Origin of the sequence: Pseudomonas inefficax, assembly GCF_032164165.1 — a bacterium.
Classification (GTDB): domain Bacteria; phylum Pseudomonadota; class Gammaproteobacteria; order Pseudomonadales; family Pseudomonadaceae; genus Aquipseudomonas; species Aquipseudomonas inefficax.
In genome coordinates, this window is the sequence record NZ_CP134401.1 from 4,425,268 (window position 1) to 4,442,539 (window position 17,272).

At 58.3% G+C, this 17,272-nt stretch carries 18 protein-coding genes; 6 read left to right on the forward strand and 12 right to left on the reverse strand.

Annotated elements, in window-relative coordinates; genetic code table 11:
• Window positions 1-82: 82 nt before the first annotated feature.
• On the forward strand, window positions 83-790 hold the full coding sequence (locus tag RIN61_RS19975) for an MlaA family lipoprotein (protein WP_112252155.1): 708 nt from the start codon (window positions 83-85) through the stop codon (window positions 788-790).
• A 108-nt stretch (window positions 791-898) separates the two neighbouring features.
• Here RIN61_RS19975 and RIN61_RS19980 read toward each other — a convergent pair whose 3' ends face one another.
• Window positions 899-1,198: a PilZ domain-containing protein gene (locus RIN61_RS19980; protein ID WP_112252156.1), complete on the reverse strand. Its 300-nt coding sequence runs from the start codon at window positions 1,196-1,198 to the stop codon at window positions 899-901.
• Window positions 1,199-1,479: 281 nt separating this feature from the next.
• On the opposite strand from RIN61_RS19980, the gene rssB reads away from it, so the two are divergent.
• Window positions 1,480-2,661: a two-component system response regulator RssB gene (gene rssB, locus RIN61_RS19985; RefSeq protein WP_112252175.1), complete on the forward strand. Its 1,182-nt coding sequence runs from the start codon at window positions 1,480-1,482 to the stop codon at window positions 2,659-2,661.
• Window positions 2,658-3,140: an anti-sigma factor antagonist RssC gene (rssC, locus tag RIN61_RS19990; protein ID WP_013971741.1), complete on the forward strand. Its 483-nt coding sequence runs from the start codon at window positions 2,658-2,660 to the stop codon at window positions 3,138-3,140. Before rssB ends, rssC begins: the two co-directional genes overlap by 4 nt.
• A gap of 164 nt (window positions 3,141-3,304) precedes the next feature.
• Here rssC and RIN61_RS19995 read toward each other — a convergent pair whose 3' ends face one another.
• The 3 genes from RIN61_RS19995 to dusA all read right to left on the reverse strand — a co-directional run bounded on the left by RIN61_RS19995 (window position 3,305) and on the right by dusA (window position 7,656).
• Window positions 3,305-5,167, reverse strand: coding sequence for an alkaline phosphatase D family protein (locus RIN61_RS19995; RefSeq protein WP_112252157.1), 1,863 nt, complete (start codon window positions 5,165-5,167; stop codon window positions 3,305-3,307).
• Between the two features lie 206 nt (window positions 5,168-5,373).
• Window positions 5,374-6,300, reverse strand: a complete 927-nt coding sequence (tal, locus tag RIN61_RS20000) for a transaldolase (RefSeq protein ID WP_087503032.1) — start codon at window positions 6,298-6,300, stop codon at window positions 5,374-5,376.
• Window positions 6,301-6,645: 345 nt separating this feature from the next.
• Entirely contained in the window at window positions 6,646-7,656 is a 1,011-nt protein-coding gene (gene dusA, locus RIN61_RS20005) for a tRNA dihydrouridine(20/20a) synthase DusA (protein WP_313853593.1), read from the reverse strand.
• Between the two features lie 104 nt (window positions 7,657-7,760).
• Between dusA and RIN61_RS20010 the strand changes: the two genes are divergently transcribed.
• Both RIN61_RS20010 and RIN61_RS20015 read left to right on the forward strand, forming a co-directional pair.
• A complete protein-coding gene (locus tag RIN61_RS20010) occupies window positions 7,761-8,882 on the forward strand; it encodes a tyrosine-type recombinase/integrase (protein WP_313853595.1) in 1,122 nt (373 codons plus the stop codon).
• Between the two features lie 449 nt (window positions 8,883-9,331).
• Window positions 9,332-11,659 (forward strand): P-loop ATPase, Sll1717 family, encoded by a 2,328-nt coding sequence (locus tag RIN61_RS20015; protein ID WP_313853597.1) that lies wholly within the window; start codon window positions 9,332-9,334, stop codon window positions 11,657-11,659.
• A 263-nt stretch (window positions 11,660-11,922) separates the two neighbouring features.
• Here the strand turns inward: RIN61_RS20015 and RIN61_RS20020 are convergent, their stop codons facing one another.
• The 8 genes from RIN61_RS20020 to RIN61_RS20055 all read right to left on the reverse strand — a co-directional run bounded on the left by RIN61_RS20020 (window position 11,923) and on the right by RIN61_RS20055 (window position 16,765).
• A complete protein-coding gene (locus RIN61_RS20020; RefSeq protein ID WP_265980355.1) occupies window positions 11,923-12,198 on the reverse strand; it encodes a pyocin activator PrtN family protein in 276 nt (91 codons plus the stop codon).
• A 374-nt stretch (window positions 12,199-12,572) separates the two neighbouring features.
• Window positions 12,573-12,761 carry a hypothetical protein gene (locus RIN61_RS20025; protein WP_133978492.1) on the reverse strand — a complete coding sequence of 63 codons (189 nt, stop codon included), beginning with the start codon at window positions 12,759-12,761 and terminating at the stop codon, window positions 12,573-12,575.
• Window positions 12,758-14,431, reverse strand: a complete 1,674-nt coding sequence (locus tag RIN61_RS20030) for a DNA cytosine methyltransferase (RefSeq protein WP_313853602.1) — start codon at window positions 14,429-14,431, stop codon at window positions 12,758-12,760. The genes RIN61_RS20025 and RIN61_RS20030 overlap by 4 nt, the downstream gene beginning before the upstream one ends.
• Window positions 14,428-14,925 (reverse strand): hypothetical protein, encoded by a 498-nt coding sequence (locus RIN61_RS20035; protein ID WP_313853604.1) that lies wholly within the window; start codon window positions 14,923-14,925, stop codon window positions 14,428-14,430. The genes RIN61_RS20030 and RIN61_RS20035 overlap by 4 nt, the downstream gene beginning before the upstream one ends.
• 83 nt (window positions 14,926-15,008) lie before the next feature.
• On the reverse strand, window positions 15,009-15,254 hold the full coding sequence (locus RIN61_RS20040) for a pyocin activator PrtN family protein (protein WP_313853606.1): 246 nt from the start codon (window positions 15,252-15,254) through the stop codon (window positions 15,009-15,011).
• The gene (locus RIN61_RS20045) at window positions 15,251-15,760 is read right to left on the reverse strand and encodes a hypothetical protein (protein ID WP_313853608.1); all 510 of its coding nucleotides are present in this window, start codon (window positions 15,758-15,760) and stop codon (window positions 15,251-15,253) included. Before RIN61_RS20045 ends, RIN61_RS20040 begins: the two co-directional genes overlap by 4 nt.
• Window positions 15,757-15,921 carry a hypothetical protein gene (locus RIN61_RS20050; RefSeq protein WP_156676014.1) on the reverse strand — a complete coding sequence of 55 codons (165 nt, stop codon included), beginning with the start codon at window positions 15,919-15,921 and terminating at the stop codon, window positions 15,757-15,759. Before RIN61_RS20050 ends, RIN61_RS20045 begins: the two co-directional genes overlap by 4 nt.
• A gap of 139 nt (window positions 15,922-16,060) precedes the next feature.
• Entirely contained in the window at window positions 16,061-16,765 is a 705-nt protein-coding gene (locus RIN61_RS20055; RefSeq protein ID WP_019096611.1) for a LexA family transcriptional regulator, read from the reverse strand.
• Between the two features lie 97 nt (window positions 16,766-16,862).
• Here RIN61_RS20055 and RIN61_RS20060 point away from each other — a divergent pair, with 97 nt between their 5' ends.
• Window positions 16,863-17,087 carry a transcriptional regulator gene (locus RIN61_RS20060; RefSeq protein WP_019096612.1) on the forward strand — a complete coding sequence of 75 codons (225 nt, stop codon included), beginning with the start codon at window positions 16,863-16,865 and terminating at the stop codon, window positions 17,085-17,087.
• Window positions 17,088-17,272 lie beyond the last annotated feature (185 nt).

The following is a 17,272-nucleotide window of genomic DNA, read 5'->3' on the forward strand; positions in this document are numbered from 1 at the left end:
AGCCCGCAAGCCTCTATACTGCCGCCGTACAGCAGCGCACCCGTTTGCGCTTGCGGCCGAGAAATTCGATGGAGAAACACCTATGCGTAGGATCGGTGCCAGTGTGATCGAACGAGTCACCCAGGCCTGTGTATGCGCCAGCATGCTGCTGGCGCCCGTGGCAGCCACCCAGGCCGCCACCGAGGAAGATCCCTGGGAAGCGGTCAACCGCCCGATCTTCCGTTTCAACGATACCCTCGACACCTATGCCCTCAAGCCATTGGCCAAGGGCTACCAGGCGGTTACCCCGCAGTTCCTCGAAGATGGCATCCACAACATCTTCCGCAACCTGGGTGATGTGACCAACCTCGCCAACAACCTGCTGCAGTTCAAGCCCCATGCGGCGGGCGTGGACACGGCGCGGCTGATCGTCAACACCACCTTCGGCCTGGGCGGTTTCTTCGACGTGGGCACCAAGATGGGCCTGCAGCGCAACGACGAGGACTTCGGCCAGACCCTCGGCTACTGGGGCGTGCCGAGCGGCCCGTACGTGGTCATCCCGCTGCTGGGCCCGAGCACCGTGCGTGACGGCGTGGCCAAGTACCCGGACACCTACACCGAACCCTACCGCTACATCGACCATGTGCCGACGCGCAATTCGATCTTCGCCCTGGACATCATCGACACCCGCGCCGACCTGCTGTCGGCCGAGAAGCTGATCCAGGGGGACAAGTACATCTTCATTCGCAATGCATACCTGCAGAACCGCGAGTTCAAGGTCAAGGATGGCGAGGTCGAAGACGACTTCTGATTGCAGTGCTGGCTTCATCGCCGGCAAGCCAGCTCCCACGGGAATTGCACCTGCCTCAAGGTCGGTGTGGGAGCCGGCTTGCCGGCGATGAGGCCGGGGCAGGCGCTATCAGTGCATTGCCAGAATCCGCAACCCGAACTTCTGCTGCCCGCCCGGCTGGTCGGCAATCCACACCACTTCCGTGCTGGCATGCAGCCCTTTCAGCGCCGGGTGGTCGGACTCGATCCGTACTTCGATATGGTCACTCACCTGGAAGCGCTGCGGTGCCTGCACCTGCATGCCGCCGCTGGACAAGTCCAGGCACACCGCCGCAATCACCTGGCCTTCGTGCAAAAGGCTGACCTCGGTGTCGATGCGCATGCGGATGAAATCGCGTTTCTCGCCATGGCTGGAGGGCGTGTGAGGCATGCTGCATCCTTCCCATCGGGCTGCGCTGGTCGACTTTCTTATAACTCCCGGTGATTTGCCCTGTAAAGTGCGGCGGGGTCGACCCTTGCATGCTTGAAACGCTGGGCGGATGGGAGTACCGTCTGCGCCTTACAAGGTAGCTCTCACAGTTGCCGGACAGTTGCCGGGCAGGTGTTCTTGTCCTACAACTCAAGTAGAGTGTGACCACAAAGAATTCCCGTAGCTGGCCGTCTGCCTTGCCGACACCGCTGCACCAACCTAAATCGGCGCCGTTCGCCCACATGCAGAAAACCAGTGCAACGCTGCTGATCATCGATGACGACGACGTGGTCCGTGCAAGCCTCGCCGCCTATCTTGAAGACAGTGGCTTCAGCGTCCTCCAGGCCGGCAATGGCCAGCAGGGGCTTCAGGTCTTCGAAGAACACCAGCCCGACCTCGTCATCTGCGATCTGCGCATGCCGCAGATGGGCGGCCTCGAGCTGATCCGTCAGGTCAGCGAGCGCGCCCCGCAGTTGCCGGTAATCGTGGTGTCCGGTGCCGGCGTCATGAGCGATGCGGTGGAAGCTTTGCGCCTGGGCGCTGCCGACTACCTGATCAAGCCGCTGGAAGACCTGGCCGTGCTCGAGCACTCGGTGCGCCGCGCCCTCGACCGCTCGCGACTGGTACTGGAAAACCAGCGCTACCGCGACAAGCTCGAAGCCGCCAACCGCGAACTGGAGGCCAGCCTGCACCTGCTGCAGGAGGACCAGACCGCCGGTCGCCAGGTGCAGATGAACATGCTGCCGGAAAGCCCCTGGGCGGCCAGCGAGTTCGCCTTCGAGCACCAGATCATCCCGTCGTTGTACCTGTCGGGTGATTTTGTCGATTACTTCCGTGTCGACGAGCGGCGCATTGCCTTCTACCTCGCTGATGTGTCCGGGCACGGCGCGTCGTCGGCGTTTGTCACCGTGTTGTTGAAATTCATGACCACTCGGCTGATGTTCGAGCTCAAGCGCAGCAGGATGCGTGAGTTCAAGCCCTCGGAAGTGCTCAGCCACATCAACCGCGGCCTGATCAACAGCAAGCTGGGCAAGCATGTCACCATGGTTGGCGGGGTGATCGACGAAGAGTCCGGCCTGCTGACCTACGCCGTTGGCGGCCATCTGCCATTGCCGGTGCTGCACACCCCCGAGCACACCCGCTACCTGGAAGGCCGTGGCCTGCCGGTGGGGCTGTTCGACGAGGCCACCTACCAGGACCTGGTAGTGGAACTGCCGCCGCAGTTCAGCCTCAGCCTGATGTCCGATGGCATTCTGGACCTTTTGCCGGGTGACACGCTCAAAGATAAAGAAACCGCCCTGCCGGAAATCGTCAGGGCAGCAGGTGGCAGCCTGGATGGGCTGCGTCAACGATTTGGATTGGCTACGCTTGGGGAGATGCCGGATGATATCGCCCTATTGGTGTTGAGCAGGAACCTTCAATGAGTACCGGTAGAATCCAGTTCGCCGAGCAGAGCGGTACCTTCGTCCTGAAATTTGTCGGTGAAGTGCGCCTGACCCTGTGTTCGGCATTGGATGCAACGATCGAGAAGATTTTCACTGCGTTGAACTTCTCGGCGATTGTCATCGACCTGACCGAAACCGAGAGCATCGACAGCACCACCCTGGGCCTGTTGGCCAAGCTGTCGATCCTGTCGCGCCAGAAGGTGGGCCTGTTGCCGACCGTGGTCACCACCAACCCGGACATTTCCCGGTTGTTGCAGTCGATGGGTTTCGATCAGGTGTTCAACATCGTCGATCGGCCCATTCCTTGCCCGGAATGCCTGACCGACCTGCCGTCCCAGGACCAGAACGAAGACGTGGTGCGCTCCAAGGTACTGGAGGCGCACAAGATTCTCATGGGCCTGAACGACTCCAACCGCGAAGCTTTCCATGACCTGGTCAATGCCCTGGAGCGGACCTGATCTTCAGCCTGTACCGGCCTATTCGCGGGTGAACCCGCTCCCACAGGGTCAACACGGGTTTCGAATGCAGCACAGTACCTGAGGGTGCAGTGCATGACTCAAGGCTGGTGCATAACCTGTGGGAGCGGGTTCACCCGCGAATAGGCCGGCAAGGCCGACACCAGCTACTTGCCTGACCACTCCCGCCGAGCAAACTCGGTAGCCTCACCCCCACCCGCATCCAGCTGATACACCCGCGCCGGCCGCCCCTGTTCATCGAAGAACACCTGCCCCAACCCCGCGCCATTCCACAACCGCTCGCCAGCCTTGCTATGGCTGGGCGTACGCGGCACTACCTCCATTTCCCGCCGCTTGGTAAACCAGTTCAGCGGCGAGCGCGGCGCATACAGCCAGCGGTTGAGCCGGTCGAGCACATCCAGCAGGCGCCGCGGGAATTCGTTCTTGATCCCGCTGCTGGTCACCTGCCACAAGTGCGGGCTGCGCTGGCGGTGGCGGATCAGCACCTCATAGACGAACGAGTAGTGCACATCGCCGGACAGCACCACGTAGTGCCCCGGCGTGCGCGAGTGGCGGAAGATGTTGAGGATGACCTGCGCTGCACCGCGGTGGGCCATCCAGTTCTCGGCATCCACCAGTAGCGGGTAGCCCAGCCAGCTGAACAGTTTCTGCACTGTCTCGATCAGTTTCACGCCAAAAATCGGCGCAGGCGACACGATGATCGCCGACGGGTGGTCCAGCAGTGCTTGCTGCAACTCGCTCAGCGCCTCCCAGTCGAGCAGGCCGGACGGCTTGGCCAGGCTGCTTTCGCTGCGCCAGCGGCGGGTGCGGGTGTCCAGCACCAGCAAGGGTGGGTTGGTGGGCAGGCTGAACTGCCAGCCCTGGAAGCGCAGCAGCGCGCCGATCAGCTCATCCTGTGTCTGGCTGTCCAACGCCTGGCATTGCCCGACCAGGGCCTTGCAACCCTGCGGGTCGTTACCCCAGGCCTGGCACAGCAGGTAGCCGAGCAGGGCATTGCCGATGATCCGCCGCGAGAAGGGGTGGCCGTAAGCGGTTTCTTCCCACTGCGCCGAGAGGTTCCAGTCGTCGGTGATGTCGTGGTCATCGAAGATCATCAGGCACGGCAGGTGGGCCATCACCCTTGCTACCTGGCCCAGGTTGCCGGCAAACGCCTGGATCAGCGGCAGTTCCTGCTGGTAACGGGCCTGGCGCGGTGCGGTGAGCCCGTTGGGCATGTCCAGGTTCACCAGCTGCCACGGCACCGGTGACCACACCAGCAGGTACATGGCCATGACCTCAGCGAAGGTCACCAGGTGGTTGTCGGCGTTGCTGGAGGAGAAGATCGGCTTGCGCTTGCCGCCGAAGAAGCGCTCGCGCAAGGTTTCGTTGCGCTCCTGCGCCGGCAGCAGGTCGGCGCGGTGGTAATAGCAGGCCGGGTGCTGGTACAGCGCCTGGCTGTCGGGCACCACCGCGCCCTCCAGTTGCTCGTCGAACAGGCCAAGGCGCGCTATCAGGCTGTGGACGGCGCGCAGCATCGGGCCGGCGACGTCGTCGGCATAGACCTGGTCGCCGGTCATCAGCAGCACGGCGGGGCGGTCTGTGGGTTTTTCGCAGGCCTGCAGCAGGCGGTCGGCGCACAGCAGGCCATCGGCGGCCGGAAAATGCGGCTTGCGGCAGGAACCGTGCAGCAGGTGGTCGAGCCGATCGCGCAGTACCAGGTTTGGCCGCTGGGTGCCAGGGTAGAGCAGATGTGGCGCCCAGCCGGCGATGCCCTGGCCGTTGATGAGCAGGTCATAGTCGAGCAACTGGTTGCAGGGCAGCGGCTGGGCGAAGTGGATGTACAGCAGGTGAATGAAGGCGTGCTGGCCCACCGCGACCACCTGGCAATCGACTTGGGCCTTGCTTGCCGGGAAGATGAATTCGGGTTGCAGCGGTTGCGTGGCGACCAGCCAGATGGCCAGGCGCTGGGGTTCCAGGCGGCGCAGTATCGGGCCGGCGAGAACGAGGGGCAATGGGGTAGAGGAGGTCATCGACAGCTCGGGTGGCTTATCGGGCCTCTTCGCGGGTAAACCCGCTCCCACAGGTACAGCGCCAACTTCGGACCCGTGCGGATCCCTGTGGGAGCGGGTTCACCCGCGAAGAGGCCCTGGGATTCAATACACATCTGAAGCCAGGCAAAACAAAACGGGCGGAAAATGCTGAACACTTCCCGCCCGTCAGGCAATCCCGAAATGTATCAGGCCTTTTCAGCCATCAACTTCTCCAGCTTCTCCTGGTCCCGCGCGAACTGGCGAATGCCCTCTGCCAGTTTCTCGGTACCCATGGCGTCTTCGTTCATGGCCCAGCGGAACTGGCTCTCGTTCAGCTGCTGCTTGGGCTCGCCGGCATTGCCCGGCTTCAGCACCTGCGGCAGGTCACCCTGGTCATCGCTGAGCTGCTGCAGCAGCTCTGGGCTGATGGTCAGGCGGTCACAGCCGGCCAGCTGTTCGATCTGGCCGATATTGCGGAAGCTGGCGCCCATGACCACAGTGTTGTAGCCGTTGGCCTTGTAGTAGTTGTAGATGCGAGTGACCGACTGCACGCCCGGGTCTTCGGCGCCCACGTATTCCTTGCCGGTGCTCTTCTTGTACCAGTCGTAGATACGGCCCACGAACGGCGAAATCAGGAACACACCGGCATCGGCGCAGGCCTGGGCCTGGGCGAAGGAGAACAGCAGGGTGAGGTTGGTCTGGATGCCTTCCTTCTCCAGCTTTTCGGCGGCGCGGATGCCTTCCCAGGTGGAGGCCAGCTTGATCAGCACGCGGTCGCGGCCAACGCCGGCGGCTTCGTACAGCTCGATCAGCTTGCGCGCCTTGGCCAGCAGGGCGGGCTCATCGAACGACAGGCGGGCATCCACCTCGGTGGAGATACGCCCCGGGATGACCTTGAGAATGCCCGAGCCCACGGCCACCGCGAACTTGTCGCAAGCCAGGTCGACATTACCCTTGGCATCGGCCTTTACCTGCTTGAGCAGCTCGGCGTAACCCGGGATGGCCGCCGCCTTGAGCAGCAGCGACGGGTTGGTGGTGGCATCGACCGGTTTCAGGCGGGTGATGGCGTCCAGGTCCCCGGTGTCGGCGACCACGGTGGTGAACTGCTTGAGTTGTTCCAGCTTGGAGGTCATGGGCGTGCTCTGTCCTGTGCAATGACTCGACATTACCCGAGCCCCGACGGCCGCTCAAGGGCCTGCGAAGCGCGGTGCGAAAGGTGAGGATTCGAGTCGCAAGCGGCCTCGAGGTTCCGCATCTGCTTGCACGGGCCGCTGGAGATACAACTGGCTTACACAAAATGTGGTGGTTTGCGCCATCCCTGTGTGAGCGGGTTTACCCGCGAACACCGGCGAAGCCGGTGCCACACACCGCGTTGTTTTCTTCGCGGGTAAACCCGCTCCCACAGAATCTGCATACATCTGAACCCCTGCAACATCCCGCAGGGGCTGGCTTGTTGGCGATCAGGCCCGCCTGCTGAATCACCGCCCCTGCAACAACTCCACCGCCTGGTCGAACACAGCCAACGGCTCTGCCGCCTTGTGAATATCCGCCGACAGCAGCTGGCGGAAGCGCCGGGCACCCTTGAACCCTTGGGCCAACCCCAGAATATGCCGGGTAACGTGGTGCATCGCGCCACCACTTTCCATGTGCGCGACAATATAAGGCCGCAACTGCGCCAGCGCCTCGCTGCGGCTGACCACCGCCGCCTCGCTGCCGAACAGCTGCTGGTCCACCTCGGCCAGCAGGTAGGGGTTGTGGTACGCCTCACGCCCCAGCATTACCCCATCGAAGGTTTCAAGGTGTGCCTGGCACTCGGCCAGGGTCTTGATCCCGCCGTTGAGCACGATCTCCAGGTCCGGGAAGTCCGCCTTCAACTGCGCCGCCACGTCATAGCGCAAGGGCGGAATCTCACGGTTCTCCTTCGGCGACAGCCCTTCCAGGATCGCGATGCGCGCGTGCACAGTAAAACTCCGGCAGCCTGCCTCGCGTACCTGGCCGACGAAGTCGCACAGCTCGGCGTAGCTGTCGCGGCCATTGATACCGATGCGGTGCTTGACCGTCACCGGGGTCGATACCGCGTCACACATGGCTTTCACGCAATCTGCCACCAGCGCCGGGTGGGCCATCAGGCAGGCGCCGATCATGTTGTTCTGCACCCGGTCACTCGGGCAGCCGACGTTGAGGTTGACCTCGTCGTAGCCGGCCTCCTCGGCCAGGCGGGCACAGGCGGCCAGGTCCGCCGGCACGCTGCCGCCCAGTTGCAGGGCCAGCGGGTGCTCGGAGACGTCGTGGCGCAGGAAACGCTGGGCGTCGTTGTGCAGCAGGGCACCGGTGGTGACCATTTCGGTGTAGAGCAGGGTGTTTTTGGAAAGCAGGCGCAGGAAAAACCGGCAGTGGCGGTCTGTCCAATCCATCATGGGGGCAGCGCTGAACCGGCGTGACGGCTCAGGGCGCGTGGTTTGTGGCTTTGAGGCTGATTCTAGGGGCATTCTGGTCTACGCATTTTTGTGCCGTTTTTGGGGGTTTTTGGGCGTTTTTGGTGTGACAGTGGTACGATGTACCACCCCCAATCACGCTTGTACCACCGAAAATCATGGCAACGATCAGAGCAAGGAAAAAGGCCGATGGGACGGTCAGCTACACCGTCCAGATCCGCCTCAAGAAAAAGGGTGTCATAGTTTACCAAGAAGCCCAGACATTCGCCCGCAAGCAGGCTGCTCAAGCCTGGGCGAAGCGACGGGAGACCGAATTGGCGGTACCTGGCGCTATCGAGCGGGCCAGCCGCAAGGGGCACACGGTCAAGGACATGATCGAGCGCTACCTGGTCGAAGCCGAGAAAGCCCGGCCGCTGGGTGAGACGAAGCGGCGAACATTGAATGCCATCAAAAAAAGCTATTTGGGCGAGAAGGTGGATTCCGACCTCACTCAGCAGGTGCTGGTGGATTACGCGCTCTGGCGCATGAGTCCTGAAGGTGGAGGCATTAAACCGCAGACGGCCGGCAATGACCTGGCGCACTTGGGGTCGGTACTGTCGCTGGCCAGGGCGGCGTGGGGCTATGAGATTGACGCGCAAGCAATGCCAGATGCGCGCCTCGTGCTGAAGAAATTCGGGTACAACCTTAGAAGCCGTGAGCGGGATCGGCGCCCTTCGCTGGATGAGATCGATAGGGTGATGGAGCACTTCTTCGAGATGTTGCAGCGACGTCCGAGCGTCATCCACATGCCCAAGGTAGTAGCGTTCGCGATTTTTTCGACCCGCCGAATGGACGAGATCACACGAATACGTTGGGAAGATCTGGATGAGCACCGGCAGGCAGTGAAGGTGCGGGACATGAAAAACCCCGGTCAGAAGATCGGCAACGATGTCTGGTGTTACTTGCCGGACGAGGCGTGGATCATCGTGCAGAGCATGCCCCGAGAGTGTCGCGAGATATTTCCGTATAACACGGACTCAATCGGCACAGCCTGGTCGAAGGCATGCAAGATGAAAGGGATAGAGGACCTGCACTTCCACGACTTGCGTCACGAAGGGGTGAGTCGGTTGTTTGAAATGGACTGGGACATACCCAGGGTCTCAAGCGTATCTGGTCACCGTGATTGGAACTCGCTGCGGCGATATACCCATTTGCGTGGGCGAGGGGATGGGTATAAAGGTTGGAAGTGGCTGGATCGGATCATTCAGGCACCGGTTAAACTCGGCGCCCGGGCTGGGTAGGCGGGTGGGTAACGATGCTACTTCTATCAGCGCTTACTCGTGATAGGCATCGGCTTTGGGTCGATTGCCGTCAGTCGCGAACGGCTGCTTTCGACCCATAGCTGCGATTCACGAAGGGCAGGAATCGGCCAATAGCTGCCAATGGCGAGCGCCATTGCGGCAAGATAGGGGCTCTCAGACACGCTAGTCAGCCTTGACTGCGCAATATCCTGCATGACACCGAGCCAAGGACATGAGCGTCACTTCAATTCTCCGCTTAACGCTCAGCATATCCAGAGCACGCCATGAACCCGGGGCGACCAACCACCCTCCTACCTAATGGCACCAAAGTTTTTTCAGAAAATTTGGTCAGCGTAGCAACCTTACCTTTACCTAAGGATTTTTGCCCGCTAGTCTGACTCATTATGTTGTGGCCATGAGCCATCTCCTGCGATAGGGAAATCGATAAAATGAGCAGCTCTAACGGTTTTTTTGCTTATGCTTCGCAACCTTCAGACATAGGGCAAGTAATTGAGCGTGCTGTTGGTATCGTGTCTAATACCTGCTCAGAAGTTAAGGTTAAAACCTGGGCGGCTCTTGATATTGTCGGTCACTTTATTAGCAATGAGGTTTTGGCTGGAATTGACGAGGCTGATTTTCTATTGGCTGACATCACTGAGCTAAATTTCAATGTTACTTACGAAATTGGATATGCGATTGGTAAGGGCAAGCGAATCCTACTTGTAAGAAATAGAGCGCTTGCCACACAGGGCGTTACTATCGCCAAGGTAGGTATATTCGACACCTTGGGGTATCGGGAGTACCAAAACTCTACTGATCTTGCCGCCTTTATTGCTGGTGCTTCTACTGCAAAGTCTTTGGACGTGTCTGCCCCAATGAACTTGAAAGCCCCGGTTTATTATTTGGACTTGCCAGTAAAGTCGGATTGGTCTACCCGGATTATCTCTAGAATCAAAAAGGCCGGGTTTACCTTTAGGAATTTTGATCCTAATGAGATCCCAAGGCTTTCGGCTAATGATGCGATATCGCAAGTAGCACAGTCCTATGGGGTGATTGTTCCTCTGCTAGGCTCTAATTATCAAGGGTGGGAAATCCATAATCTCCGCGCAGCCTTCATAGCGGGTTTAGCAGAGGGCATGGGGAAAGTTATTCGTATCCTCCAGTGGGGTGATGACCCTGTCCCTCTGGATTACAGGGATTTTGTTAGCGTCAATTACCACCCTGATGATGTGAATGTTGTAGTGGAGGCGTTCGCTGTTGAAGTAACCCAGGCATTCCAGCTAGTAGAGAATGCAAACTTCAAGCAGGAAAGGTCTTTTCTAAAGAGGCTTAATCTTGGTGCAACCTCTGCCGAAAATGAGATGCGTGATTTGGATCGCTACTATCTTGAGACGGATCAATTCCTAAAGTCTTTAAGAGGAGAGGCCCATCTGGTAGTAGGTCGTAAAGGATCAGGAAAATCCGCTATTTTCATACAAATCAGGGATGCCGAACGCGATAAGAGCCGAAATAAAAACATCGTACTCGACTTGAAGCCGGATGGTTACAAGCTTGTTAAATTTAAAGAAAGAATTTTGAAATTTCTTGCAGAGGGCACTTATCAGCACACTATCACTGCCTTCTGGGAGTATGTTCTTCTTCTTGAGATTTGTTATAAAATTCTGGAGAAGGATAAGTCTCGTCACATTCATGATCATAAGCTTTATGATGGCTATAGAGAGCTGGCAGAGCTTTACCATGCAGAAGGTTATGATTCAGAAGGAGATTTTTCCGAGCGCATGTCCGTTCTTATGGAAAAAATATACTCCGAGTATCAGTCATTGTACGGCGATAAAGAAAATACCTCTCTGAGTGCTGCGCAGGTTACAGAGCTACTGTATAAGCATGATGTTAAGCAGCTAAAAAATAAGTTAGGTAAGTACCTGGAGAATAAAGAAGTACTTTGGCTTTTGTTTGATAATATAGATAATGGTTGGCCTACCTCAGGTTTACAACACGAAGATTTACTTATTATTCGAGCGCTCATTGAGGCCACCAGGAAGATTGAGAGGCAGTTTGGCTCTGACGAATTCTCTGTGCACTCAGTGGTGTTTTTGCGCAATGATGTCTATGAGCTATTGGTTCAGGAGACTTCTGATCGCGGAAAAGAAGCCAACGTTGTTCTGGACTGGACAGACCCTGATCTTCTTCGAGAAATGGTGCGCCTCCGCATTGTTTCAAACGGTTTGGATGAGGATGCTGATTTCAAGACGGCGTGGCTTAGTGTCTTTGTCAGTCACTTTAAAGGGGAGGAAACATCTCAGTTTCTTATTGAGAGGTCGCTGATGCGCCCCAGATTTCTACTAAATTTGATCAATCAGTGTAAGGGGTTTGCAATCAACCTCAATCACGAAATTATTGATGCAACTGATATAGAGAAGGGGATTGCCGCTTACTCTTCTGACTTGCTTCGTGATATTGGATACGAGTTGCGTGATATTTCCGGTAATGCTGACGGAATCCTCTATGCATTTGTTGCGTCAAGCTCAGTACTTTCCGAAGTCGATGTTTTAAGCAAGCTAAAAGAGTCTGGCCTTGATGAGTCGCAGACCGCTAATGTTCTTGATCTTTTGCTGTGGTATGGGTTTCTTGGAATAAAGATAAACTCTGATGAGCCAAAGTTTATCTACGACTTCAGTTACAACAAGGCGCTTCTGGATGGCATTAAGCGCAAGGCGGGGCTTGTGAGCTTGGCTATTAATCAGGCCTTCTGGCCCGCACTTATGATTGATCAATAGTTCATTTTTCTACGCCAAACTAATCGCCTGAATTCAAAGAATGCAGGCTTAAAACAAAGCGCGCACTTGGCTTGTCTTGCTCGTTCAAGAAAAAAGGGGGGCAGATCTATTTACTGGACTGATTGTCCGCTTCTGGCCAGTAGTTGCCCTTCGCGACAGGCCGCTATGGGTCGTTAGCTGCCCTCGCCAAGTGCCGGTCCGGGTTGATCGTCGACGATGTCGACGGCCACCGGCACCTGGCCAGGCGAGGTGCAATCTCCCGGTTAGCCGGCCCGAAGCGTCTTGTTCAATTGCGCACACTCCTTGCGGGCAGCCTCCCGCTGCTGATCCAAGTATTGCGCCAAGTCGGCAATATGAATGCCTCGTGCGCTCTTCTGGCTTGTCTCGAGCCTAGTGATAGGAAGCTTGATCTGTCCGGCAAGAACCTTCCGCTGAAACATGTCAGGGGTGAGGTGGGTGAAGTAGTCGGTGCACACCTGGTCGATTGGGATGATGGCGAGTCCGTTGTATTGCGCCATTAGCATGAATGCAGTGTTCATGGCTTGCGCCCTCGCATGATGATGAAGCCAGCTGCTTGACGGGTTTTGGAGCATTTGTCGTGATTGCCCTTCACGCGAGCCTTACCGCAGATGTCGCAAATGAACGACATGGCTGGCCGAAGCATCGGCTGCATGCCCTTGGGCGTGCGGGTGGTTGGGGTGTAGGTCGATGTGTCGATCACAGCGAATACCTCTCATGCACTCTGCGAGCATTTGAACTGAGGACGAGATGCTCAAGACTTGTGGCGCTGTTTACAGTCGGTAATGTGCCTGGCACTGAGCTGCGGTCGATGCTGCTGCGATGCAACTCGACCAAGTCGGTGATGAGTCGCACGACAAGAGCAAGGCTGATCAATTGCCAGATGCGTGTTGGGTTAGGCATGGATGCAGGCCTCGAGAACGTGTTTGCGCGCGAGTTCGAATAGCTCGTCTGCTGACACTGGCTCCAAGAGCTGCTCGCCGTTCTGCACCGCTTCAAACCGAGAGCGGTACAGCCCGGCCTGGCCGAGCCACGCGGCTGCGTTGAGTTTCGCATCGGGTGCGGGATGGTCGTGCTGGCTCATGCCGCCTCCCGCTGGTACAGATCGATCAGATCCTTGGCATTGGCGGCGATCAGATCCTCCGCCTCGTCAGGACAAACACTGTTGCCGATAAGTCGGATCTGGTCGGTGTTGTTGATGGCGCGCCACTCCAGCTGGCCCGTGTGAGGATTCTCAAAGAGTCCGCGATCGAGGATGTAGTCAGGGCTGAACCCTTGAGCCAGCTTCAGCTCTGGTGCCTTGAGCATGCGCAGGGTGAAGTCCACCAGGGCGTACTCGCCGAGTAGCACCACATCCACTGGCTCGGGGAAGTGTTCAGGCAGGTACTTGTGCAGGAAGTGGGCGCACTTCCGGGCTCGTTCCATCAGTGCCGGCGGCAGGATGGCGGCTGGCACCTGCACGATGGTGACCAGCGCCATGCGCTCTCTTGTTGGCAGCGTGTGCATAGGCTCTTCCACGCCTTGCCACTGTCCACCCGTGCCGTAGTACTTCACCAGGTAGGCAGTGGCCAGACGCTGATTGGTGCCTCGTCCGAGAATGGTGCTCAGGGGAGCCTTTGCAGCCCGCCCGTCACCGTTGTAGAACCCACCGTTGGCTTGCTCGAAGTGAGATGCGGCAAGAGCGTGGTGCCTGCTGCCTGTGGGCAGGTGCGTGAGGTGTGCTGCTGCCAGGGCGAAGTGGCCGCCTTTCACTTGGGCAACTTGGGTGCGCAACGGCTCTGCAATGCTGAAGGTCCGCTGGTTGCTCGCGTTGGCGAACTCGGTGAGACTGGCGGCAGCAAGCTGCTGATCGTTCAACGGGATGACAAACGGTTGCTCGGCCAGCACGGTGTGCCGCCAGAATCCCTTCGCGACCCGGCGGCAGGTGTTGTCCACCAGCGGGCGCTTGCGGTCTAGGATGCTTTTGCCCAGGTCGGAAAAGTCGATGCACTCCGCCGCGGTTCGCCATGGCAACTGGTCGGCCTGAGGGTTCTCGTGTCTCTTGGGTTTGGTCCACACAATGGGACGGCCATCGGTGCGACCGATCAGGAACAGGCGCTTGCGGATGGTCGGTGACCCAGCGTTGGACGCACGGCGTTCTTTCCATTGCACGTTGCAGCCCAGGCCGCGCACCAGAGCGTCCATGGGAACCCACTGGCCGATGCAGTCCATGATTTCCGCCATGTCGGGATGATCGGCAGGCAGGCCGGTGGTGAGGCAGGATACGAACGCCCTGAAGGTGCGGCCCATCTCGGTCTTGCGCGGTTTACCAGCATCGTCCAGCGGTCCCCAGGCCTGGAACTCCTCTACGTTCTCCATGAGGAACAGGCGCGGGCGTGTCGCAAATACCCAGCGGACAACGACCCAAGGCAGGGAGCGAACGCTTTTGCTGCGTGGCGCGCCACCTTTGGCCTTGGAGAAGTGCCGGCAGTCCGGTGAAGCCCACAGGATGCCAACTGGCTGGCCGCCGGTGGCCTTCAGTGGATCAACTTCGTAAATGTCGCTGATGTAATGTCGGGTCTTGCGGTGATTAGCTCGGTGAACAGCGATAGCAATAGGGTTGTGGTTTATGGCCACATCCGGGTCGCGATAGGCGCGTGCGCCGCCGCTGCTGGCTCCGCCCGCGCCTGCGAACAGATCCACGTACAGCTCCCGCTGGAAGGGAAGGGCTTGCTGCTGCGCGCCTGCAACGTTGATGTGCTGAGCGGTCGTCATGCTGCCACCTCAGCGCTTGCGGCACTGGCTGGGGTTTCGCGCAGTTGGGTGTGAATGCGTTTAGCCAGACCGTCCAGTCCTGCGGCTTGTAGCTTGGCACGTGATGCCTGCTGAGTTGCCTTCATTGCGGTTAACGTCCGCTCGGTGAGGCTCAGGGTTTCCAAGGCGCTGATGAGCAGCTCGTAATCCGCCCTGGTCACTGCCAGTCCGGTATACGACATGATCCTGGCTTCGAGCTCGCGGACGTTGCCTTTGAGATGGGCTATAGCCATGTGGTGCTTGCGCTGGCTCGCCTCGGCTTGAACTCGCGCTTCGTCCAGGTCCACTTGCAGGCTTTGTATCTGCAATTTCAGATCGGCTTGCAGACGCTGTTTCCCGATTTCCAAGCCCCTGTTGAAGGCACGATGCCGAGCTTTCGCGAACAGGAAAGGCAGGATGGCCAGGGTGACCAGAACGATGATGCCCAAGGCAAGAACTTGTTGATGCGGTTGCATGTGCTGTGCTCCAAATGTAGCCCTCCGCCGTTGGTGTGAGAGTCGGAGGGGGCCATGTGCCCCTGATGGCCGGGGCCGCCTGGTCAAGCAGATTGGGTAGAGCGTTCGGCCTGCCGGTCGAGATAAGCGGCAAGGTTGTGCAGGTAGACCACGTGCTGGGCTTTCTTCGAGCTGTCGATCTTGCTCAGCTGAAGATCAATACGCCCTTTGTTGATCAGCTCTTTGAACCGCCTGTCTGACCCGATGTGGGGGAAATATCGCTCTCTGACAGCAGTGAGCGTTGGGCAGGGGGTGGTCCACTCGCTGCGGAGCTGTTCCAGCGTACTCATGCGCATTTCCCGATACCGTCAGGGCTGGGCCGGAGCTTCGCGCGGACTGCTGCTGCGAGCTGCTCTTTAGTGGCTCCCGTCACTGCAGCGCAGACATTGCCCTGGTCGTCAGTCACCACGGCGCCAAGGGGAAGCTGTCGGTTTACGGTGGCGATTACGTAGGCTGTCTGACCCGTCTGCAGGACCTCTTCAACGCTGACTTGCGCCTCCATGAGAGCAAGCGCTTCTTCCGTTTGGGCTGCGGAGTCAGCCCGGCCATTCGCGATGTCCTGCACAAAATCTCTTAAGGACTGGCACTTGGTGGAGAGGGCGCGCGGAAGTTTCAGGCTGCTGCAAAGCGGCCCAAGGGTCACCTTGATGCTGTGATGCGTACTGTCATTTTCGATCTCGATCTGTGCATCGACCGTGGCTTCGGGACGCTGCAATTTGCAGGTCGCAGTGCCGCCGTTATCCAAGCTGCGTTGCAGCAGCATGATCTGGCGAAGGGAGATCCTGAATTCGCTCATGCAGCACCCCCATTGGCAGGTACAGCATGGGCTTTACCTTCGAGCGTGACGACCAGCTGCAAGCCAGTGCTGCGCTGGAATGCCTGTATTTTTGCCACGCTGCTGCAGGCGGTTGGATGGATCAGAATTGCTACCGATCCGTTGTGCTGTGCTGATTTCATTCTTCGTGTCCTTGATGTGAGAGAGGGGCACGAAGCTGAAATTAGCAAAAGCTAAATAATTGTTCAATAGCAGATGCTAAATTGCATGGGCGTGATTGCGCCCCGGCGGATGGCCGGTAGGACACAACCCGAGAAGGCGTTAGAGCTTTTTCGCGTTCCAGGCCAGTAGGACACGGGCCTGGATATGCATCCGCTCGATCATCGACTCGTCGATGGTAATCGGCGGGTAGATAGGATTGTCGGAGATCATTCGGAGCTGGCCTCCAGTCAGACGCTGCAGGCGTTTGATGTAGAGATCGCCATCGAGGGTGAAGACATAAATTGCGTCTGTCTTCACTTCGGTGATCCCGCGATCCACAAGCAGGGCATCACCGTCTGCGAATGTGCCAGACATGCTGTCGCCGTCGCCAGTGATGATCGCCAGGTTGTCGATGTTGGAGAAACTTAGGCCCTGCATCCTGAGCCAGTCGAGGTGAACCGTCATGTCGCGGATGACTTCAATGTGCATTTCCGGGGCTGCCTTGCCATGCCCCATAGAAGCCGCGACATCGAGATGCGGAATCAGAACGTAGTTCTTGTCCTTTGCTGCCCTGGTGGGCAGGCGAACCACGTTGGTTGGGGCTGCGATGGAGGGTTCCTCCATTGGAGGAGATGTCAGCGTCCCTGCTGCAAGCCCAATCTTGAGCTCGAGATTGAGCGCAGCCTTTTCCCCCAGCTTGCGGTGGCCGTTGAGCAGTTGCGACAGGTACGACGCGTCTAGGTCGTGAGCCTCGGCGAATTCCTTCTGGCTCAGATTCCCCATGATCGTACGGAGGGAGGCGATGCGCCTTTCGTTAATGTCCATCTGCAGATGATTGCTTTCCGTTAGCAAACAGTAAATTACGAGTTGCTATTGCCTTCATAATTAGCAATTGCTAATCTGCCGGGCATTGGAGGTGTCTATGACGCTTAGCGAATATTTGAAAACGATAGACAAGGAAGGGGTCGACGCCCTCGCACGGCACTGCGGGACATCGGTCGGCCAACTGAAGCAAGTGGCTTATGGGAACCGCCGCGCAGGTGCGGGGTTGGCTGTCAATTTGGATCGAGAAACGGGAGGGGAGGTTACTTGTGAGTCGCTGCGACCGGACATTGACTGGGGGTACTTAAGACAAGGAAAGGGGTAAGAACGCTGGGCCAGGTCTCTCACCTCCCAGCCCAGCTATGACAGTACGAAGCACCATCACTCTCGTCGGCCGGTGGCCTCTCTCACAAGTTCAGCCGGACGACTATTACCACATGCCATGCCCGCACAGCACGCAAGGCACAGCACACAGGTCGTGGTCGTAGGATAGGTCTTACATGATCCTAT